At 45.8% G+C, this 19040-nt stretch carries 17 protein-coding genes and 1 tRNA gene; 10 read left to right on the plus strand and 8 right to left on the minus strand.

Annotation, left to right across the window (positions count from 1 at the left end):
• Positions 1 to 7: 7 nt before the first annotated feature.
• Both KGF65_RS02940 and KGF65_RS02945 read left to right on the plus strand, forming a co-directional pair.
• Positions 8 to 1342, plus strand: a complete 1335-nt coding sequence (locus KGF65_RS02940; RefSeq protein WP_216748285.1) for a DEAD/DEAH box helicase — start codon at positions 8 to 10, stop codon at positions 1340 to 1342.
• Between the two features lie 47 nt (positions 1343 to 1389).
• Positions 1390 to 1462 (plus strand) — tRNA-Arg (locus KGF65_RS02945).
• Positions 1463 to 1784: 322 nt separating this feature from the next.
• On the opposite strand, the gene KGF65_RS02950 is transcribed toward KGF65_RS02945, so the two are convergent.
• The 3 genes from KGF65_RS02950 to KGF65_RS02960 form a co-directional block, all read right to left on the minus strand.
• Entirely contained in the window at positions 1785 to 2579 is a 795-nt protein-coding gene (locus tag KGF65_RS02950) for a DUF1828 domain-containing protein (RefSeq protein WP_088769835.1), read from the minus strand.
• 24 nt (positions 2580 to 2603) lie between these two features.
• Positions 2604 to 3068, minus strand: coding sequence for a hypothetical protein (locus KGF65_RS02955; RefSeq protein WP_216748286.1), 465 nt, complete (start codon positions 3066 to 3068; stop codon positions 2604 to 2606).
• Between the two features lie 103 nt (positions 3069 to 3171).
• Positions 3172 to 3990: a DUF1828 domain-containing protein gene (locus tag KGF65_RS02960; protein WP_216780046.1), complete on the minus strand. Its 819-nt coding sequence runs from the start codon at positions 3988 to 3990 to the stop codon at positions 3172 to 3174.
• Between the two features lie 260 nt (positions 3991 to 4250).
• Between KGF65_RS02960 and KGF65_RS02965 the strand changes: the two genes are divergently transcribed.
• Positions 4251 to 5366 carry an ImmA/IrrE family metallo-endopeptidase gene (locus KGF65_RS02965; protein WP_105924198.1) on the plus strand — a complete coding sequence of 372 codons (1116 nt, stop codon included), beginning with the start codon at positions 4251 to 4253 and terminating at the stop codon, positions 5364 to 5366.
• 46 nt (positions 5367 to 5412) lie between these two features.
• On the opposite strand, the gene KGF65_RS02970 is transcribed toward KGF65_RS02965, so the two are convergent.
• The 3 genes from KGF65_RS02970 to KGF65_RS02980 all read right to left on the minus strand — a co-directional run bounded on the left by KGF65_RS02970 (position 5413) and on the right by KGF65_RS02980 (position 8118).
• Complete coding sequence (locus tag KGF65_RS02970) at positions 5413 to 6201, minus strand: FxLYD domain-containing protein (RefSeq protein WP_216748288.1); 789 nt, start codon at positions 6199 to 6201, stop codon at positions 5413 to 5415.
• A gap of 94 nt (positions 6202 to 6295) precedes the next feature.
• Positions 6296 to 6940, minus strand: a complete 645-nt coding sequence (locus KGF65_RS02975) for a DUF3862 domain-containing protein (RefSeq protein ID WP_181185390.1) — start codon at positions 6938 to 6940, stop codon at positions 6296 to 6298.
• 737 nt (positions 6941 to 7677) lie between these two features.
• Positions 7678 to 8118 (minus strand): universal stress protein, encoded by a 441-nt coding sequence (locus KGF65_RS02980; protein ID WP_088769830.1) that lies wholly within the window; start codon positions 8116 to 8118, stop codon positions 7678 to 7680.
• A 134-nt stretch (positions 8119 to 8252) separates the two neighbouring features.
• On the opposite strand from KGF65_RS02980, the gene KGF65_RS02985 reads away from it, so the two are divergent.
• Together KGF65_RS02985 and KGF65_RS02990 are read left to right on the plus strand one after the other, a co-directional pair.
• Entirely contained in the window at positions 8253 to 9560 is a 1308-nt protein-coding gene (locus tag KGF65_RS02985; RefSeq protein WP_216748289.1) for a PTS transporter subunit EIIC, read from the plus strand.
• Positions 9553 to 10419: an alpha/beta hydrolase gene (locus KGF65_RS02990; RefSeq protein WP_050338890.1), complete on the plus strand. Its 867-nt coding sequence runs from the start codon at positions 9553 to 9555 to the stop codon at positions 10417 to 10419. Before KGF65_RS02985 ends, KGF65_RS02990 begins: the two co-directional genes overlap by 8 nt.
• A 360-nt stretch (positions 10420 to 10779) precedes the next feature.
• Here KGF65_RS02990 and KGF65_RS02995 read toward each other — a convergent pair whose 3' ends face one another.
• Positions 10780 to 10965, minus strand: coding sequence for a hypothetical protein (locus tag KGF65_RS02995; RefSeq protein WP_082230254.1), 186 nt, complete (start codon positions 10963 to 10965; stop codon positions 10780 to 10782).
• A gap of 198 nt (positions 10966 to 11163) precedes the next feature.
• On the opposite strand from KGF65_RS02995, the gene KGF65_RS03000 reads away from it, so the two are divergent.
• The 3 genes from KGF65_RS03000 to KGF65_RS03010 all read left to right on the plus strand — a co-directional run bounded on the left by KGF65_RS03000 (position 11164) and on the right by KGF65_RS03010 (position 14070).
• Positions 11164 to 11604, plus strand: a complete 441-nt coding sequence (locus tag KGF65_RS03000) for a hypothetical protein (protein ID WP_216748290.1) — start codon at positions 11164 to 11166, stop codon at positions 11602 to 11604.
• 494 nt (positions 11605 to 12098) lie between these two features.
• Positions 12099 to 12662 (plus strand): hypothetical protein, encoded by a 564-nt coding sequence (locus tag KGF65_RS03005; protein ID WP_216748291.1) that lies wholly within the window; start codon positions 12099 to 12101, stop codon positions 12660 to 12662.
• 331 nt (positions 12663 to 12993) lie between these two features.
• A complete protein-coding gene (locus KGF65_RS03010; protein ID WP_105924203.1) occupies positions 12994 to 14070 on the plus strand; it encodes an AAA family ATPase in 1077 nt (358 codons plus the stop codon).
• 237 nt (positions 14071 to 14307) lie between these two features.
• Here KGF65_RS03010 and gdhA read toward each other — a convergent pair whose 3' ends face one another.
• Complete coding sequence (gdhA, locus tag KGF65_RS03015) at positions 14308 to 15663, minus strand: NADP-specific glutamate dehydrogenase (protein WP_181185391.1); 1356 nt, start codon at positions 15661 to 15663, stop codon at positions 14308 to 14310.
• A gap of 261 nt (positions 15664 to 15924) precedes the next feature.
• Here gdhA and KGF65_RS03020 point away from each other — a divergent pair, with 261 nt between their 5' ends.
• Together KGF65_RS03020 and wecB are read left to right on the plus strand one after the other, a co-directional pair.
• The gene (locus KGF65_RS03020; protein WP_216748292.1) at positions 15925 to 17103 is read left to right on the plus strand and encodes a serine hydrolase; all 1179 of its coding nucleotides are present in this window, start codon (positions 15925 to 15927) and stop codon (positions 17101 to 17103) included.
• A 678-nt stretch (positions 17104 to 17781) separates the two neighbouring features.
• The gene (gene wecB / locus KGF65_RS03025; RefSeq protein ID WP_216748293.1) at positions 17782 to 18900 is read left to right on the plus strand and encodes a non-hydrolyzing UDP-N-acetylglucosamine 2-epimerase; all 1119 of its coding nucleotides are present in this window, start codon (positions 17782 to 17784) and stop codon (positions 18898 to 18900) included.
• Positions 18901 to 19040: the final 140 nt, after the last annotated feature.

A 19040-nucleotide genomic window follows, 5' to 3' on the forward strand; every position in this document is an offset into this window, starting at 1 on the left:
AGGCACTATGTTAGACGTATTTAAAACCAAATTTGCGGCGGCCGGTTTCACCGAATTGTCGCCAATTCAGACCGCGGTCGCTGAGCCACTGGCAGCGGGACAGTCAGTATTAGGACTCGCACCGACTGGCTCTGGGAAGACGTTGGCGTTCACTTGGCCAATGCTTGAAAAATTACGAGTTGGCGAGGGCACGCAAGCCTTGATTTTGGCACCTTCGCAAGAATTAGCCATGCAAACGACCAACGTGGTTCGCGAGTGGGGCCAGCTGATTGACGCCAAGGTGCTCGCCATCACTGGTGGCGCCAACGTCAAGCGGCAGATGGAAAAGCTCAAGAAGCACTCGGAAGTGATCGTTGGGACGCCTGGGCGAATCACTAATTTGATTGCGGACGGTAAAATCAAATTGGGCCATTTGAAAATGATGATCGTCGATGAAGCGGATGAGCTGTTGACGGATGAGACTTTAGATCAGATTCGTGAAATCTTAGACGCGACGTTTGCTGAAACCTTGCAGTTGGGCTTCTTCTCTGCGACTGAGACCAAGATTTTAGATGAACTCCCACGTTGGTTCGGCCAGCACGTTGAAAAAATCGACGTGCGCGCCATCGACCAGACGCAGGGCGTGGTGCGCCACCGCACAATGCAAGTCGGTAACCGCCACCGCGTTGATTTGTTAAAACGAATCAGTCGGGTCGACCACATGCGGGCGCTAGTCTTCTTCAATAAGATGCAGGAACTGCAACACGTTGCCCTAGAATTGCGCCACCAACACGTTAGTTACGTTGCGTTAACCAGTAATCAGCGCCAGGTTGAACGTGAAAAAGCCCTGCGCCTATTTCGGCAGGACAAGGTGGGCTTGTTACTGACGACTGACTTGGCCGCCCGGGGCCTCGATGTGCCTGAGCTGCCCGCAGTCATTAACTATCAGTTGCCAAAAGACGTGACGACCTATATTCACCGGAGTGGTCGGACTGGTCGGATGGGTGCGGATGGCCTCGTGCTGACCTTTGGTGATGATCATGATATTCGTGATTTCAAGAAATTGATGGCCACCACCGACTATGAAATCAAGCCAGGTTATTTGGTCGATTACCATATCGTGGATACCAAACCAGACAAGGTGGTCCCACCATTAACGTTTGACCATCCAGAGAAGGCTGGCGAGGCGACTAACGGCCGTCATCGCGTGACGAGTGTTGGTCACCCGGACAAGGTCAATCGCGTGCAGGCGACTCAGGAGCGTCATATCCCGACACCGCCTAAAAAGAAGAAGGGTCACAACAAGCATTCCAAGAAAAAGGGCATGCGCAAGAAAAATCGTGACCGGTTTAGCAATCAGTAATTGCCAAAAATCACAATCCGTGAGATGATATTTTACGGATTGTTAATGGCCTTATAGCACAACTGGATAGGGCACCCGCCTCCTAAGCGGTTGATCCCGGTTCGAGTCCGGGTAAGGCCATATTTATACCAAGCTGACCGTTTCATATCGACGTAGAACGTTGATATGAAGCGGCTTTTTGCTTTTTTAGAAACGCTGAGAAACGGTGTGGCTAGATATTTCGGTGCACATTTTGGTGCACATTAAGCATTTTAGAGGATTTGTGCACCGACTTGTGCATCAAACAGTCCATCGTGCTTAGAGCCACTAGTATGACAAACGTGCGTTCTTTATTTGCGCAAAATATATACCCCTTGATTGGGGTACAAGCGAGAGATGAATAATTTTGTTGCTACACTTAGTTGTAAGTCTACCAGTTAAATAAAGTCACAATATTGTAGTCTCAATTTTTCAATAATTCAATATTGTCCGCTAATTTTGAAGCCGGTATTACTTGAACTAAGCTATCTTCCAAAATAGAGTTGACGGATTCTATACTATTTTCAGAGTCATTTAAGATTGCAATAAACGAAGCTTTAGAATTCCCATTGATTTTCTTGATGGTTTCTGAGTCCCAGGCAAATATTTTAGCAGGGTTTTTGGCTCTGTTAGGCTGTGAAAAAGTCCTAACCAGCCTGTCTCCGCCAAGATATCGCGGAATGATAAAATCAAACTGGAACGATAAAGCATGCTTTCCGGGAATCGACTTATTACGGCTATAAAGTATTTTTTCGTTATCAAAGAACTTCTGAACTTCATCTGAGAAAGCGTCTATGATAGTGGGGCGATTTAAGTACATTAAATCATTGATTTTTAATATCGCCTGCACTAATCTTTGCTTGGCTGCCGGAAAGCCATCAAGATCCGTTTGGATATATAGCTTTTTTGAGCCTTGATCTTTTTGAACACCAAATATATCCAGCGTATCAGTTAGTATATTATTTCTTGTTTTACTACGTTTGTCGAAAGATAGTCCATTACTTTCTAGATTATCGATTGTCCAGCCATCGTCAGTCACAAAGATGTCATCTCCAATACGACTGTATGCGTATAGTACAACATCGTCAAACTCGTTATCTAAAAATGGCGTATCAATTTCAACGATGCCATTTTCACTACTATCGATGTCAGTATAGTGCTCATTTTTGCTTAACCATTTCAAATATGATGTTTTAAGGTTATTTGCATTTAGTTGCATGGAGAGTGCCTCCTTTTTACTAGTTTAGTTAATGCTAGTGAGATCAAGAAAATCCTGATATGCTTTGATAATTGTTGTTATATTCGGGAAATTATTACCATCTATAGGCATTGCTACACGATCTTTCTTCTTATACCTATTGTTATAGATATGAATGTGAGGACCTGAAATTCTATGTGGACTAATTCCCTCAGGATTCGTGTGATAGCTACCAACATCAACTCTAGCCAAATGATGATTACTTTGGGCAAAGCGCAAGTGGATTGAGAACCTTTTCTTAGGACTCTGGGGATTCCCGCAAAAGAAATGCAATTTGTATTCAATTCCATCAACGAGACCTAATACAACACCTGTTGAGTCTATCTCTTCCGATAAAATTGCTAGCTTCTTCTGGACTTCATGGATATCGAAATTGTTCGAAGGGTTTTTCAGTGAATTAATTAAATACTTAACATCTGAATCTTCTAAATTAGTTTCATCATAGGGCATAATTTGACCTCGGCTTCGATTTAAAGATATCATAGCACAGTTTGCAAAGTTTGACCGGTAGGATGTACTTTATCATAATAGGCTGTTCAAATCCAAACTAGCCCTAACACTCCGGCTCATCCCAATTAGCCTGACCAGTTAATTGTGCGACATGCTCATAACGCTTGGAAAATAACACAGGCGTTATATCTTCCGCCTTTAAAATCTGGATCACATCTTCAGCAACAGGGGCTTCATCGTTAATCATGACGTAAAATTCAGTATTGGCGTGCTGAGATTGAATCTGGCATTTTTCGATAATAATTGCCGCCGCATAGCTACGATTATCGGCGTTATTCATTGTCCAAATGAGTTTGGCCGGCCCATGCTCAGAGCTAACCACCACAAAATCGGCATAACGTGTCTGATTGGACGAGTCAGCAAGTGTTGGTTGGGCGGCAATGTGGCGTTTAACGGATGTGAGAAAATCGTGGACCTGGTCAATAAATGGGCCATCGTGCTGGAACGCCGTCGCTGAAAATAGATCCTCAATAAACAGCAAAGTATGGAGCAGTTGAATTTGATGGCGAGCATAATCTTGAGTAGATGTACGCAAAAAGATTTCATGACTTTCGCTATCAAAGGAAACACCACGTCGCTCTATTTGTCCGGTTAGTAGCTGCAACTGTTGCGGTGACCGACTCGAAAAGCAACCTTCACCTTCTAAATCATCCAATGTATAGCCGCCATCCGTCAGTTTGAGACCTTGCTTGGTTTCCTGAACAACATAAAAAATAACGGTATCACGATGACGATTGACAAATGGTGTCTCAATCCTTGTGACCTTCTCGTTAGTTGGTGTCCAGTAGTGATGACGTGCATAAAAAGCCTCAATCGATGTCACTAGCTGAGATTTTGATTGCATTTTGGCTGCTCCCTTCATCGTAGCTGACTTTAGCGTTCAGGCTTTGTGATATTGCTTGGTATGAGTATAGGCTAAAAAGAGGATAAAACGAATAAAAGCGTCACGACATATATTTTTGGAAGTTGAAAGTTGCACTGTCACGCCATGATGTATAGACTTAGACCCACAATAAAGATTTAAGGGTCCAAATGATGAATATTTAGGACCGCTGTTTCGCTAAGATAAAGTATTGGTCGGGAATTAGGAAATGGGTTTATTTGCAAAGGGGGGAACGATCGTTGGTCCTAACTAGGGTAGAGGTTCAACAGAAAAACATTGACTGGGCTTTTGGGAAAACTGATTTAAGTCAGGCTAAGCAAGACCAGCTGCGAGCGACGTTCAATTGGTTACAAGAATCTGATCGAAATTATTTGAATCCGACTGTCAAACAGCTGGGAAATTGTGCCAGTCGAATGCATGTCCCATTTGGTAATCTTCTGCTTCGTAAGATTCCTGAAACGGAGCCGATTCAGTTAGCATTTAGAACCAAGGCCAATGTACCTGCACAGGTTAGCTTGAATACCCGGGCCGTTATTTATGAAATGTTGCGAAAACAAGCTTGGTTCAAGACAGAGAGTGGGTATGCTGCTAGTGAATTATCTCTGATTGGCGTGGCAGCGTCCCCACGATATTCCGTTGATGATGTGGTAACTAAAGTTAGGTCCCTATTGACCTTGAGACACTTTGGAAGTGCCCGGGAACTATTTAATGACTTGCGGATGCAAATTGCACGACATAAAATTCTGGTCATGCAAAAGGGTGGCGCTGGACTGGGGACTAACCGGCCACTACAAGTTGAAGAAGTCCGGGCGTTTGTCCTATTAGACGGTTACGCACCGTTGATTTTCTTGAATCAAAAGGACAGTTATACGGCTCGAGTGTTCTCACTCCTCCATGAATTTATCCACATACTGAGAGGAACGGATGAACTGTTTGCAACGATTAATCACACTTTGAAAGAAGAACGCTTTATCAATGCGGTGACGGCCAGCTTTCTAATGCCAGCGGAAGAATTTGTCACTGAATTTAGAGCTTCCAAAATCAAGCATGTTGCGACTCATTTTAATGTGAGTCCATTTGCAGTTGCGATTAGAGCGCGACATTTGGGGTTGATTTCTGATGATTTAAATCTGAGTGAGCTCGATTTAGAATCTACAGCTAGCCATAAAAGTGTGGGTGGAAATCCATACTATACGGCACTTAGCTTCAATGATAATCGCTATATGACCGCACTAGTTAGGTCTCAAGAGAACGGGACGTTACCACCGACGAAGGCAGCGGCGCTACTTGGGGTCAGCACTAAAATGTTGGATAAGACGATTCGGATATTCAATGAACGCGAGGTCCGATTGTAAAATAACAAATAATTCCCGCACCTAAATTTGATGCGGGAATTATTGTTTAGTCAAAGTCGACGTAGTCTTTCGTGACGGTGTATGATGCAAAATCTTTGTCAGTAGAGAACTTAAACTTCACTTTTTCATTTTTATTCCAATCTTCAGTGTTAACGTATTGCGTATCAGTCGTGACGTTGGACTTATCCTTTAATTTGACTACTGCAGAAAAGTTTTTAATATTAGCTCCTGTGGTATTTTCGACGGTTGCACTGTATTCAATCCATCCAGAACCATCATCAGTTTTGTCATTAAACTTGATTGATTTGATCAGACTGTCTACAGCTGCATTTCGCGTTGTGTTTTTGTTGGCTGCATTGCCGGATCGCCGAAGCTCTACGAGATAAGAACTATATTTTGAATCGACTTTCAAATGGTACTTGTTGTCAATTTTCACCAGAATCGCATTGCGAGCGTCATACGCCTTATTCCATTTAGTTGAAAAATCGGAGTCGTTATAAGATTTAAGCGCCTTTTTTTGATTCTTCAAACTATTGATGTAAGCAATGGCGTTTTCTTGTAGGAACGTACTTTTGAACTTTTTGGAAGAATAGCTGGAAATTTGTTTGAGCTCAGCATTGATAAACGACTTATAATCCGATTGATTGATATCCTGGTCACCAGCTTCATCCGTTAATTTCCAACGTGCTTCGAGTCCTTGTTCCAAGCTGGTGATGAAATCCTTGTCGTAATACTTGGTTTTACTGGTTTTGTTCGAGCAGCCGACCAGTGTGATTGACAGCAGCAGTGCAAGTAATAGTCCGGTTACTTTACGCCAATGAATATGTGTTGTCATAATGAATCCTCCAATTAATAATAAGACTTCAGTGTATTGTTTTCGACGTGATGGATCGATCTAGTAGCTCAAATCCAACGGGTTGAGAAACCCGTTAATTAAAACTAGTCTTCGTCGTCGTCACCAATCGATTATGAGTAAATGTGAATGACACCGACGCTCCAGATTTCCCCTTGATACTGGTATAGTTAATAATTTGCGCGCTCAAGACACCCGAACCCGAGATTGATTCAGCGTTAGGCGTCCCCAGTTTTGCCTCCACTGAACTCAGCGTGTCGCCTTCCTTGATGCCATTGAGCGTGGCCGTTGTGAGTTTGTCATTCGGCGTTAGTGAAGCATTGCTATAGCCCTTGGCAACTGCTTTACCACCATAAAAACTGGCAGTCACAGTTGCACCGCTCAATGATTGATCAACATTGGTCCAGGTATATTGAGTCGCTTCTTTATCGAGCCCGCTAATACTGGTCTTAGTACTCTGGTCTGGCTTACCAAACATTTCCTTGACTTTGGTCTCAGTCGTTGCGGTGCCGTTGTTGGGAAGCGCAACTTGGATTTGCTTGTAGTTCGCAAGTGAAATGCCAGTCGTCGTTTTAGCGCTTGACGACGACTGTTTGTTAGTAGACGCTTTGGAACTGGTGGATGCTTTAGAACTGGATGATGATGAACTGCTAGTGCTGCCGCAAGCAGTTAGTGTTAGCCCTGCCACGAGTACTGCAATGAGTGTGGTGATTTTCTTCATGGTGATTCCTCCAAAATAATTACACCTTTTTATGACTTGAGATTGTTGGTCAATGGCCGAAAAGCGGTTTAATTCAAGTAGAAAAGGGCACGCTGATGACAAAATGGACATACAGCGTATACCTGTCTGCGATGAAGCGTGAGAAGGGTGTTCAAAATATTTGCTGGCAGAAAACTGATTTGACAGGCTTTGAGTCGTGGCTAAGTAAGCGCTACCAATGATGCAAGTTGGTCCCCACAAGCATGTCCGCGAGACAGACCCCGATTGTAAAATCTCGCAAGTGTGAGGGGCAACTGCTGTATAAACAAATTATAGACGTTAAATAAATATCGTTATAATAACTATACCGTATAACGATGCCAATATTCAGCATATTTCATGTATTTTAAAATCAACAAGTCAGTTAATAAGCGAGTGTTGTCAAATATGTATACTGTGACGATATGTTGCCTGAGTGCGTCAAGCTGATTTGTTTGTCCAATAATTGCCATGACGCCGTAGCATAGCAGGTCGCTGTATCGCATGTCAATACACGCGTCACGGCTGAATAATCAGACAATCATTATTACACTGCAATCAATCTCATCACTGTATATCCAAGACCTATTGTTTCATTTCACAGCAAAAAAGCACCCACCAACCAGCAGCAATCGCCAGTCAACAAGCGCCTCAAAGTCCATATAATCCAAAAAAATGGCCCCATCTCCTGACTAAACAAGCAAGATGGGACCGAATAATTAACGAATCACAATCACATTACAAGGGGCATGGTCGACCACGTAGCTCGTCGTTGAGCCGACGGACACGCGGTTTGGGGAGTCGGCGCCAGTCGCACCGAGTACGATCAAGTCAATCTCCGGATGCTGCTTGGCATAGTCCTCAATGGTGTGCTTAGGAATGCCATAACTGATTTCAGTCTTCAGGTTAGGCGCCGATGTGGTGGCGACGAATTGCTGCCGTTTGCGCATGGCGTCCTTGGCGTGGGCCGCTTCGGAGTCCAGTAGTTCAGCTAGAACTGGGTCGAGTGCCGGGGTGTGATAGGCGCTGTCATCAACGACATAGAGCGCTGTTAAGTTGGCTTGGTGTCGCTGGGCGATATTCACAGCTTCGGTAAACGCCGCTTGGGCAGCATCAGAAGTATCAACGGGAACTAAAATATTGGTATAACGGCTTGGCATCTTAACCACCTCCACTTATCTTTATGCTCATTATAATGGATAAGTGGCCGGCAAGAAAATTAAACGCACCTAGTGGGCAAGCGCGCCCAACAGGCGTATATTAAAAGCAATGAATTTCTTTGGGGGGATCGGGTATGTTCAAGCAGGTTCAACACGCGCTATTGCGGTTTGAGCGGGTCGTCGAGCGGCAGCGGTATTGGCGCGCGCTCCGAGATACGCTGACATTACTGTTTCCGTTCGTCCTGATTGGGGCGTACGTCAGTTTTTTGAATCAAGCCATTTTTCAGCGCAATGGGTTTTTAAACCGCATTTATTATTTGAGTCACTGGGTGCCAGGATTTAAACACCTGACGACCTATACCACGATGCTCAACCTGAGTATTAACGGCATTATTGCGATTATTGGGGCGTTCGCCGCTGCAAACTTTGTGGCGCGTTCAGCGCAGCGGGATAATTTGCTGGCGGGATTGACCGCGGTGATTAGTTTCATGATGCTTAATATTAATTACAATTATTTTGGTAATCATGGGCAAGCTACGGGCAGTCGCTTTTTAGAAAATAACTTAGGGACGCAGGGCATCTTTTTGGCATTATTGGTCGGCTTGATCACTGGCTGGTTGTTTAGCCATCTCGCGCGTCGACCACATGTCCATCAGCAGTTAGAGGATCAGACCCACTTGTTAAAACGCGCTCGTCAGAGTTGGGTGCCGATGGTCAGTGCGTTATTGCTGTTTAGTCTCATTGGTTATGGTATCAGTTTTGTCAGCAAGGGCGGCCTAAACGGGTTGTTCTACGCCGTCTTTACGTTGCCGTTCAGCAATCCAGGTGCATCTGTATTGGCAATTATCGGTGTCGGGTCGCTCAGCAATTTGTACTGGTTGATTGGCATTATGGGACCGGTCGATTTCAGCGGCAATAGCGCAACCAGCACGGTCCAGAACCTGGAATATGCGCTCCAACATGGTTCTGCCTGGGGCGCACCTAATCCGGTAACGTTGCACACTTTATTTGATGCTTTTGCCAATGTTGGCGGTCCCGGCATGACACTGGCATTGTTGATTGCGATTTTATGGCGGTCACACAACCGCAATTATCGAACCGTGGCGAAAACTAGCGCTTTACCCGTTTTGTTCAACATTAATCAGCCGTTACTCGTGGGCCTGCCAATCGCCTATAGTCCGATTTTGGCGATTCCATTTTTGTTGGCGCCGATTGCGAGTATGCTGGTGACGTGGGTCGCACTCAAACTACAGTGGATGCCGCCAGTCGTTTACCCGGTCAGCAAGACGATGCCCGGATTCTTAACGGGCTGGTTAGGAACCGGTGGCGATTGGCGCGCTTTACTGGTGAGCGTGCTCAACATCGCGATTGCCACGGCGATTTACTTGCCATTTGTCTTACTAGCGAACCACGTCGATGAGGGAGGCCAAGCGGATGCTTAAACGTAATTGGTGGCGCTGGCTACTCGGATTAGGCTTATTAGTGGCCGTGTGTTGGCCAGCCTATAACTGGAGTCAGGCCAATATTAAAACGTTGAAAAATACCGGTCGAACGCGGATGGCGCCAGTTATCATGGTGCCGGGATCGAGTGCCTCACAGAACCGGTTTGATAGTTTAATTACAGAATTAGGAAAAGAAACGCCGCAAAAACACAGCGTCTTGAAACTCACGGTGGAGACGGACGGGTCCATTAAGTATAGTGGCTCGATTGCCGCCAATGATAACGAGCCCTTTATCGTGATTGGCTTCGCTAATAATCGGGATGGCAAGGCGAACATTGACAAACAAGCGGTGTGGCTGAATACGGCCTTTAAAGCGTTGGTGAAAACTTATCATTTTAATCATTTCTATGCGTTGGGTCATTCCAATGGTGGTTTGATTTGGACGCTATTCTTGGAACGCTACTTGAAGGACAGCCCTAAGGTTCATATTGACCGGCTGATGACGATTGCGTCGCCGTATAACATGGAATCGACGAGCACGACAGCAAAAACGAGCATGTTCAAGGAGCTCTACCAGTATCGTTCTGGATTGCCACGCAGCCTGACCGTCTATTCGATTGCCGGAACTGAAAACTATACTAGTGATGGCACGGTACCGTACAATAGTGTCAATTACGGCAAGTACATCTTCCAAGACCAGGTCAAGCATTTTACGGAGATTACTGTCACGGGCGCCAATACGGCCCATTCGGACTTACCGCAGAATAAACAAATCGTCAGTCTGATTCGACAATACCTGCTGGCAGAAAACTTGCCAAATAAGATCCGGCAACAAAATGCGCAGCGGGTGCAAAACTAGGTCGGCACGCGCATTGAGTGCAAAACTAGGGCAACATCTGCAATACTTGCAATACCTGCAGTACCTGCAATGCCACACAGTACAGGTGCATGGTCCACAGACACGCGATTCAAATAGCGAGTGATACTGCGCGTTGGTTTGGGTCGACACATGAATAAATCAGCTACAAAACGAAGCAAGCACCGCCGCCGTTATCTCCAGTGAACGAGATAACGGCAGCAGTGCTTGTTTTATTTATCATTAATTTTGTATCGCAACATCAGTCTCATGATGACATACTAAGTCAGCAGTCAGCAGTCAGCAGTCAGCAGTCAGCAGTCAGCAGTCAGCAGTCAGCAGTCAGCAGTCAGCAGTCAGTGCTCAGCGACGATGGCGAGCATGGTGGTGGCTGTGACGCCGCGGATGATGATGTCGAACGTGGCGTTTGACCCGAGTGATGCGTGTGCCACGGACGCGGAGTGCTTGGGCATTGGTTGCCGGTGTCGCAACTAGTCCGCCACAAATTCCCAGAATAATCAGTGCTGGGAGAATTCGCTGTCGTTTCATAATCGATAACCCCTTTAACTAAAACACTTATTCAGTTTATAAGTATTCGGGTTAAAGGTCAAGCCGCCAAGTGTTATTGACTTTACAAAAGCTTAACACGAGATTAACCGAGAATTCACAAAAAGCCGGGAAATGTGATTGTAATTTGAACCGTTTTCCTTTAAGGTGAGAGTAATATATAAAAGGGAGTTTCGCATAATGAATATTGAAATTTTAAATTCAGCAATCCAAGACTTACATTTCCAAATCGTTTACGATCGTTCTGAAGAAGATGACACGCCAGGGCAAGGCCAATTTAGCTATACGGCTGCTAATCCAGACGTTAAGAAGACCTTTGGTGATGACGTCGTTCAGGCGCAATTACAAGTGACTTATAAGGAAGAAATGTTCGATTTAACCGCGACAGTATTTGCCATTGTTCGTTTGAGTGGTGAAATGGTCGGCATCATCGAACGTCAATCCGACAATAAGGTCATCGAAGACGATGAACAAGAAATGTTGAACAATCTGAATGGGGCCATCATCCCAGCATTGTCCGCTAAGGTCCGGGCCTACGCTGCCTTGCTTTCAACTGAAGCAAGCAACTTTGCCATCATGCCGGCCGACTTTGATGACAGTCAACCTAATGACGCTGAATAATAATGATCCAGTCTAGCTTGTCGAATTACTGACAAGCTTTTTTTATTACTGTCATCAATACAGCCCGTCATCAAGAGCGCCATCCCGCCGCCGGAATCAGCCCTAGTTTGTGTAACCGCTAACAAAGACGCCACAAAGATGTTATAATGAAGTTGGTCAGAAATGGCCGGGCAACGCGCGCGTTTAGTCGCGGGGTCAAAAGGTGTGATTGAAGGCTTCAGCAATCATTGTTTGTCGGTGAATTTGAAGCGGGGATGACCGTCGCTTGGCGGTCGACACACATAGGGGCATGGTAAATGAACACATAATTTGAGAAGAACCGGCGGACCAAACGGTGGTGACTAGATTACGTGGGTAATTTGGTGACCATTTTTTTAATTATTCGCCATGGGATGTGCTTTCAAACGGTGCGACAGAAAATGAAAACTGTCGTGATGAAATTACTGCGATTTACAGAATGAAAGCGTATACTAGCGGTGAGAGGGGTGAGCGTCATGTTTAAACCAATGGCATCTATTTTTACAAACCATCAAATTGCTGGGCACTACCGGGCAATTGAACGGGCGCAAAAGTGCGTCGTTCCGTTTCACTTTGAGATTCAAGGCCAGGAGTACCCGAAGCCCAAACCGGAACGTAACTGGCTACGGCGGCTATCGGGGACCTCAAGCGAAAAGTACGCAATGGTCGAATTGACACCAACTAAGATCGTCTTGTGGTCACCTGAGGGCCGTAATCTCGGTGAAATGCCGCTGAGTGAGGTTCGGCGTATTCAAATCGGGGCAATTCGGTGTCACGCGACCGCGGGTATGGATCCACGCCATGCATTTCGGGCGACTATTTTCGTTTTGACGGATGCGGGCAACTATTACTTTGCCAATTCCGATATGGAAGTGATCCCAGCCATCTGCAAATTCGCCCATGAGCATCATGTGCCCGTTGAAGATCCGTTACGATTAATTCCATTATTAAAAGTTGGCTGGCGAGTCGCAGCGGTGACACTACACGAAACTTATGCGCAGTTGGTGGCTCATACGGGGTATCCGGCTGATAAGGTCTAGCACTATTTCTATCAAATCATAATTATATTTACTCATCAGTTGTCTGTACAATTCATTCAGAAGCTGATGGGTTTTTTCGTATTATTTGCAAGATGAAAGTAAAGAACGGTGAAATGCTCATTTATTGTTGTATATATTACTGATAGATAAGTACCCCTAAGTAAGAGTGATATTTTATTTGTCATAAGTCAGTAATCATGACTAATCTTTGACACGACAGGTGGGTAATGCTACAATTCCCATATCAAATATGAATTGTTGTTTTTGGGAATTGAAGCTTTTTAATGCTATAATAGCCACGTTTGATTGTTTCCCATAGGAGGTGAACATTATGGTAAATGCAGTCTATAATCGTATACCTGATATTGTTGAAAGCTTTATCAAGCAAGATAATAATGAGTTTGAAATGGCGACGCTTACTTTGATTCGATTGTTGGAGAAAAAAGATCCTAAAGTCGCAATCCAGTTGAAGAAGAGCTTGTCAGATTATCACGCTGGGAAGAGTGGTGTTCAAGAGTCACGGACAATCTCTGCGACGGAGAATGAGTTGTTGACAGCTGTGACACCGACAAAGGGATTAGATGATTTGGTGATTTCGACAGAGGTTCGTAATGATATAGAAGAGATAATTAAGTCTCATAAGAGCAAAGAAGCCCTTCAGAAGGTTGGACTGAATCCAATTACAAAAGTCCTTTTTAGTGGCCCATCTGGTACTGGGAAAAGCTCAGCTGCAGAGGTAATTGCGACTGAATTGGCGTTACCACTTTATCGTGTAAATACGGCCCAATTGCTATCTAGTTATTTAGGCGATACAAGTAAAAATGTGGCCTCAATCATCACTTATGTCAGAACCCATCGAGTAGTATTGTTACTTGATGAATTTGATTCTATTGGGGGAAATCGCAATGACGCGACTGATGTCGGTGAAATGCGACGGATCGTCAATACGCTATTGCAGTCTTTGGACGCTTGGGAGAATCGAGGCATCTTTATTGCGACGACGAATCGGCTTCAAGATATCGACGATGCCTTGTTCAGGCGATTTGATTTGAATATTCGCTTTTCGAGTCCGGATGCTCAAGCACGGTACGAGCTATGGCTGATGTATTTGGGTGATTATGTCGATAATAGGAAGCTAAAAGAAATTGCAGAATTGATCGATAATGTTTCACCTGCGGAGATTGAAATATTATCTCAACGTGCTTTGAGGCAGTCAGTTTTGAACGATGTTGAGGTAGTCCCGATTTTAATTCAATTCTTAAGGAGACCGCTTGAGCAAACGAAACAGAATAAGAAGAACATTTCGCAAGCTTTAAAGAAAATTGATCCAACACTTACCTTGTTACAAATTTCTGAATTAACAGGCACCAGTACGAGTTCAGTCAGTCGGTATCTTCACGAAAACTAATAGGTGATAAAATGGATAAAGATGAACAGTATTCCATATTCAGTTGTTATCACCGTACGTGCTGTGAGCGATAACGACTTATATCAATCAGTAAGAGCACAGTTTCCAGTTTTAGAACCATTACATGTAATGGACGAAGTTAGATTACGGAGTCGTAATTAAACCAATACAAAAAGGTTAGTCGAAATGGGGGTTATCCCATCTCAACTAACCTTTTGGGCTACTTATGATAAATTTTTAAACCAATCCCTGCGCGACCATCGCATCAGCCACTTGCGTAAAGCCGGCGATATTAGCGCCACTGAGGTAGTCACCACTAACGTCATAGGCGTCGGCAGCAGCAACCGAGTGAGCAAAGATGTCTTTCATGATTTGCTTCAACCGGTCGTCGACTTCTTCGAAAGTCCAGCTCAAACGCATGCTGTTTTGGCTCATTTCAAGTGCTGAGACGGCAACCCCACCGGCATTGGCAGCCTTAGCTGGGCCGTAAAGCACGTGGGCCGCTTTGTAGGCTGCGATGGCTTCAGGACGACTTGGCATATTGGCCCCTTCAGCAACCGCCTTAACACCATTGGCAATTAACGTCTTAGCTTGGTCACCGCTAATTTCGTTTTGAGTGGCACAAGGCAGCGCGATGTCGTAGGCTAATTCGGCATCCCAAACAGAACCTTCGTGGTAGGTGGCAGTGTCGACACGGTCAGCGTATTCCTTGATGCGGCCGCGTTCAACTTCCTTGATCTGCTTGACGATCTTGAAGTCGATGCCGTTTTCATCAACGACGTAACCGTTCGAGTCGGAACAAGTGATGACTTTGCCGCCGAGTTGTTCAACTTTTTGAATCGCGTAGATGGCGACGTTACCAGCGCCAGAGATGGCGACCCGTTGACCAGGGAATGACAGTTGGTTGGCTTGCAACATTTCATCGGTGTAGTAGGCCAAACCATAGCCAGTGGCTTCGGTCCGGGCAAGTGAGCCACCGTAGTTGAGGCCTTTACCGGTCAACACGCCACGGTCAGCGCCCCGCAACCGTTTGTATTGGCCGTATAAGAAGCCAATTTCACGGCCACCGACACCAATATCACCAGCAGGAACGTCGGTATCAAGGCCGATGTACTTGCTGAGTTCGGTCATGAAGCTTTGGCAAAAGCGCATGATTTCGTTGTCGGACTTGCCCTTGGGATCGAAATCAGAACCACCTTTGCCACCGCCGATTGGGAGGCCAGTTAAGGCGTTCTTGAAGATTTGTTCGAAACCTAAGAACTTGACGATACTGAGGTTAACGGATGGATGCAAGCGCAAGCCACCCTTGTAAGGGCCAATCGCTGAGTTGAATTGGACCCGGAAGCCGCGGTTGACGCGTGCGTGGCCGGCATCATCGAGCCAAGGGACCCGGAACTGAATGATACGTTCTGGTTCCGTCAGCCGTTCCAGAATATTTGCTTCAATATATTCTGGATGCTGTTCCAAGACGGGTGTGATCGTTTCGAAGAGGTCGCTGATGGCCTCTAAAAATTCGGTTTGGTTCGGATCACGGTGTTCAATAACTTGATAGACGTGTTGAATATAATCGGTTGCTTGACTCAATATGATCATCCTTCCTTGAATAAGTTAACTATATGCTTAATTCTACTGGTCACGTTCGGAAATTGCACGAGTTAAATCAACTAAATTTTTATGAATTTTTGGTGATTGTGTCAAAAGTCGCGTCTTATCAGCGTTTGGACTTTGGTTCGGCGGACTAACAATAATTCGCGTTTTAATGCAAAATGGTGGGGTTGCGCGTATGCTAAAAGCAATCAAAAGTCGTGGTTCGCAGGGAGTTGCCAGCCACGATACGCGCAAGGGGGGATTGCGATGAACAAGCGTCGTTGGTTATTAGTCGTCTTACCAATCTTACTGGGGTTGATTGGTCTAGGCGTGTGGGGTTCACAGCAGTTAGGTCGAGGAGCGCAACAGGAAACGCCGAAGACGATCAAAGTGCAGCAGGCCGCGTCTAAAATCAAACCGGCTACCAAAAAGAAACACGTCACTAAGCAGCAACCGAAACCAAAACCAGGTCAGTATACGGAAGCGCAGGCCATCAAACAAATCGATGCGTTGATTAAAAGCCATCATATTATGGGCACGTTATTATTAACCACCAATGGGCCGGCGGGAGTCCGCGTTCGGACGTATGGGTATGCGGATGATGCGAACCAAGTCCGGAATTCCGCAAACGAGGTGTATCCACTAGCCTCCTTACAAAAGGCGGTCACGGGTGCCGTTATTCAGAAATTGATCAATCAAGGCAAGTTGAGCATGACCACGCCACTTAGCCAATTTTATCCGAACATTCCGTATGCCAATCAAATCACGATGCGGCAATTATTAGATCACCGTTCCGGCATTCGTATGGCAGAACTGACACCGAAGACGATTTTACCGACGGAAACGGCGCGCCTGAATTATACGCTACAACATTTACGTTCGACCAATAATCACGCGTATTCTTACTCCAATGCGAATTTCACGTTACTGGCCGGCGTCATTCGTAAGGTGACACACAAGTCGTATCAGACGGCGCTCAAAAATGACATCATTCGGCCACTCGGATTAAAGCACATTTACAAATATAATGATATTCCAGGTAACGTCCTTAACCCGTTGTCCTATCGCTTGACGAACGGCAGTGGACAAGGCGGCATCATTTCCAAACCACTGCAATCCGCAGAACTCGGCTGTGGTAGTTTGTATATGAGTGTCGGCGACTACTACAAATTCATGTACGGCTTACAGAGTGGCCAACTGGTCGGTCAGGCCGGCTTACGCTCACTAGCGGATAACTTCCAGTACAAGTACTCCGCGGGGATCTACTATCAAGCGGGCCAGGTGATTCGGGTCGGTGGCAATGACAATAATTTCCATACGTATTATATGGGCTCTCGCAATGCCAAAGTCGCACTGGTGCTATTCGAAAATCAAGGCGTCTTTGGTGGCGATAACCAAGTCGCTTACAAGATTCGTGATATTTTGTTGAAGACGGTGCCGTTTTAGAGTCGGGGCGGTTAGGTTGAGTGAAAACTGGAGTTGAAGTGGCTTGGTGTGAGATGAATGTGGATTCTGGTGTCTGCTGGTTTCCGAGATGCAGCCTGGGCCTGAAGTTCTCGGATGTCTTAAGAAATATTACAGTTCAGAATTAGCTACACAATTAGACGAAACTCAGGGTTAGCGCTGGGTTACACTATTACTGAGACATACAGACAGTGCTATCCGATTCACGTGTCAGCCACGATTTAAATTTGGTACCCATTCAAAAGAATTAGGATTGCAGTAACAAACTACTTTAATGAAGCAAAACGACACACCCACTTGGCCTGTCAGTCACAACCACCATTGTGATGAGGCGCAGGCGGGTGTGTTTTAATTTGGACTCAGGGTGATAAATCAAGTCAACTGTGAGACACAACCCGGCTTGCCAAGATATAGAGACAGTTCACTGAAGTCGGCAAGCCGGCGCTCAAGTATTAAGCCAGTCTACTGAGTACATAAACTGGCACCCAAGTATAAAGTCAGCTCATTATTCCATCGGCTATCTAACTCACAGCCAGCCCCGCTTAGCCGATCCACGTCCAAATCAATTAACAATCACTAAACATTTCGGTGAAAAGATGGCGAATCCGGGTGACAAACGCTATCATGGGACTAGAAACTAAATGATGCAGGTGAAAGTTAATGACAAAACCAATTAAGGTAATGATGATTTTCGGGACGCGTCCAGAAGCAATCAAGATGGCGCCAATCGTCTTGCAGTTGCAGCAACAAGCGCAATTTGAACCAGTGACGGTGGTGACCGCCCAACACCGTGAGATGCTCGATCAAGTGCTGACGATTTTTCACATCAAGCCCGACTATGATCTGAATATTATGCAGCCCAATCAAACGCTGGCGGGGATTACCAGTCGGGTGCTCACTAAATTAGATGCGATCATGGACACGGAGCAGCCGGATATTGTGCTGGTTCACGGCGATACGACCACAACTTTTGCGGCCAGTGTCAGCGCTTTTTATCACCAGATTCCAGTCGGACACGTTGAGGCTGGTTTGCGGACCTGGCAGAAGTATTCGCCGTATCCCGAAGAGATGAACCGCCAGTTGACGGATGTGCTCGCTGACATGTATTTTGCGCCAACGGAACTGAGTCGGCAGAACTTGCTGAAGGAACATCATCCAGACGCGGCCATCACGGTGACGGGCAATACGGCCATCGATGCCTTGCAGCAGACCGTTTCAGCCGATTACCAGCACGCGGCCCTCGACCTGATTCAGCCGGGACACCGGATGATTTTACTGACGATGCATCGTCGTGAGAATCAAGGAGCGCCGATGGAAGCCGTCTTTACCGCTATCAAACGGGTCGTGGCGACGCATCCAGACGTTGAAGTGGTCTACCCAGTTCATTTGAGCCCAGCCGTTCAAACGGTGGCTAAGCGCATCTTGGGTAACACCGCGCGCATTCACTTGATTGACCCGCTTGACGTGCTTGATTTCCATAACATGGCGGCGCGGAGTACCTTTATCATGACTGATTCGGGTGGGGTGCAAGAAGAGGCGCCGTCGTTGAACAAACCCGTGCTGGTCTTGCGTGACACGACTGAGCGGCCGGAAGGTGTTGAAGCCGGAACCCTGAAGCTTGTTGGAACCGATGGTGAAAAAGTTGCCGCTGCGATGACGCAACTGTTGGATGATCAGGCTGAGTACCAGCGGATGGCGGATGCGGCTAACCCATATGGGGATGGCCATGCTGCCGAATATATTTTGCAGGCTATTACAAAAAAGATTGGGACACATTAATTTCGGTTGCAATTTTGTATAAACGGTGTAATATGTTGGGTGACATAGTGATAATAATTTTCACTTCTCCTGAAAAGATGTGAAATTAGTAGCGTAACCGGAACCGGATGCCGTGGGGGTGTCCGACCGGTTATTTTTTT

It is taken from the genome of Lactiplantibacillus sp. 30.2.29 (assembly GCF_018991255.1).
In the GTDB taxonomy this organism is placed as follows: domain Bacteria; phylum Bacillota; class Bacilli; order Lactobacillales; family Lactobacillaceae; genus Lactiplantibacillus; species Lactiplantibacillus pentosus.

Excerpts from the sequence above, each read along its gene's own strand:
- KGF65_RS02955 (WP_216748286.1), bottom strand. The coding sequence starts at position 3,068 with ATGCCCTATGATGAAACTAATTTAGAAGATTCAGATGTTAAGTATTTA.
- KGF65_RS02980 (WP_088769830.1), bottom strand. The coding sequence starts at position 8,118 with ATGCCAAGCCGTTATACCAATATTTTAGTTCCCGTTGATACTTCTGAT.
- KGF65_RS02975 (WP_181185390.1), bottom strand. The coding sequence starts at position 6,940 with ATGAAGAAAATCACCACACTCATTGCAGTACTCGTGGCAGGGCTAACA.
- KGF65_RS02995 (WP_082230254.1), bottom strand. The coding sequence starts at position 10,965 with ATGAAACGACAGCGAATTCTCCCAGCACTGATTATTCTGGGAATTTGT.
- KGF65_RS03005 (WP_216748291.1), top strand. The coding sequence starts at position 12,099 with ATGTTTAAACCAATGGCATCTATTTTTACAAACCATCAAATTGCTGGG.
- KGF65_RS03010 (WP_105924203.1), top strand. The coding sequence starts at position 12,994 with ATGGTAAATGCAGTCTATAATCGTATACCTGATATTGTTGAAAGCTTT.
- KGF65_RS03000 (WP_216748290.1), top strand. The coding sequence starts at position 11,164 with ATGAATATTGAAATTTTAAATTCAGCAATCCAAGACTTACATTTCCAA.
- KGF65_RS03020 (WP_216748292.1), top strand. The coding sequence starts at position 15,925 with ATGAACAAGCGTCGTTGGTTATTAGTCGTCTTACCAATCTTACTGGGG.
- KGF65_RS02950 (WP_088769835.1), bottom strand. The coding sequence starts at position 2,579 with ATGCAACTAAATGCAAATAACCTTAAAACATCATATTTGAAATGGTTA.
- KGF65_RS02970 (WP_216748288.1), bottom strand. The coding sequence starts at position 6,201 with ATGACAACACATATTCATTGGCGTAAAGTAACCGGACTATTACTTGCA.
- gdhA (WP_181185391.1), bottom strand. The coding sequence starts at position 15,663 with ATGATCATATTGAGTCAAGCAACCGATTATATTCAACACGTCTATCAA.
- KGF65_RS02985 (WP_216748289.1), top strand. The coding sequence starts at position 8,253 with ATGTTCAAGCAGGTTCAACACGCGCTATTGCGGTTTGAGCGGGTCGTC.
- KGF65_RS02990 (WP_050338890.1), top strand. The coding sequence starts at position 9,553 with ATGCTTAAACGTAATTGGTGGCGCTGGCTACTCGGATTAGGCTTATTA.
- KGF65_RS02940 (WP_216748285.1), top strand. The coding sequence starts at position 8 with ATGTTAGACGTATTTAAAACCAAATTTGCGGCGGCCGGTTTCACCGAA.
- wecB (WP_216748293.1), top strand. The coding sequence starts at position 17,782 with ATGACAAAACCAATTAAGGTAATGATGATTTTCGGGACGCGTCCAGAA.
- KGF65_RS02960 (WP_216780046.1), bottom strand. The coding sequence starts at position 3,990 with ATGAAGGGAGCAGCCAAAATGCAATCAAAATCTCAGCTAGTGACATCG.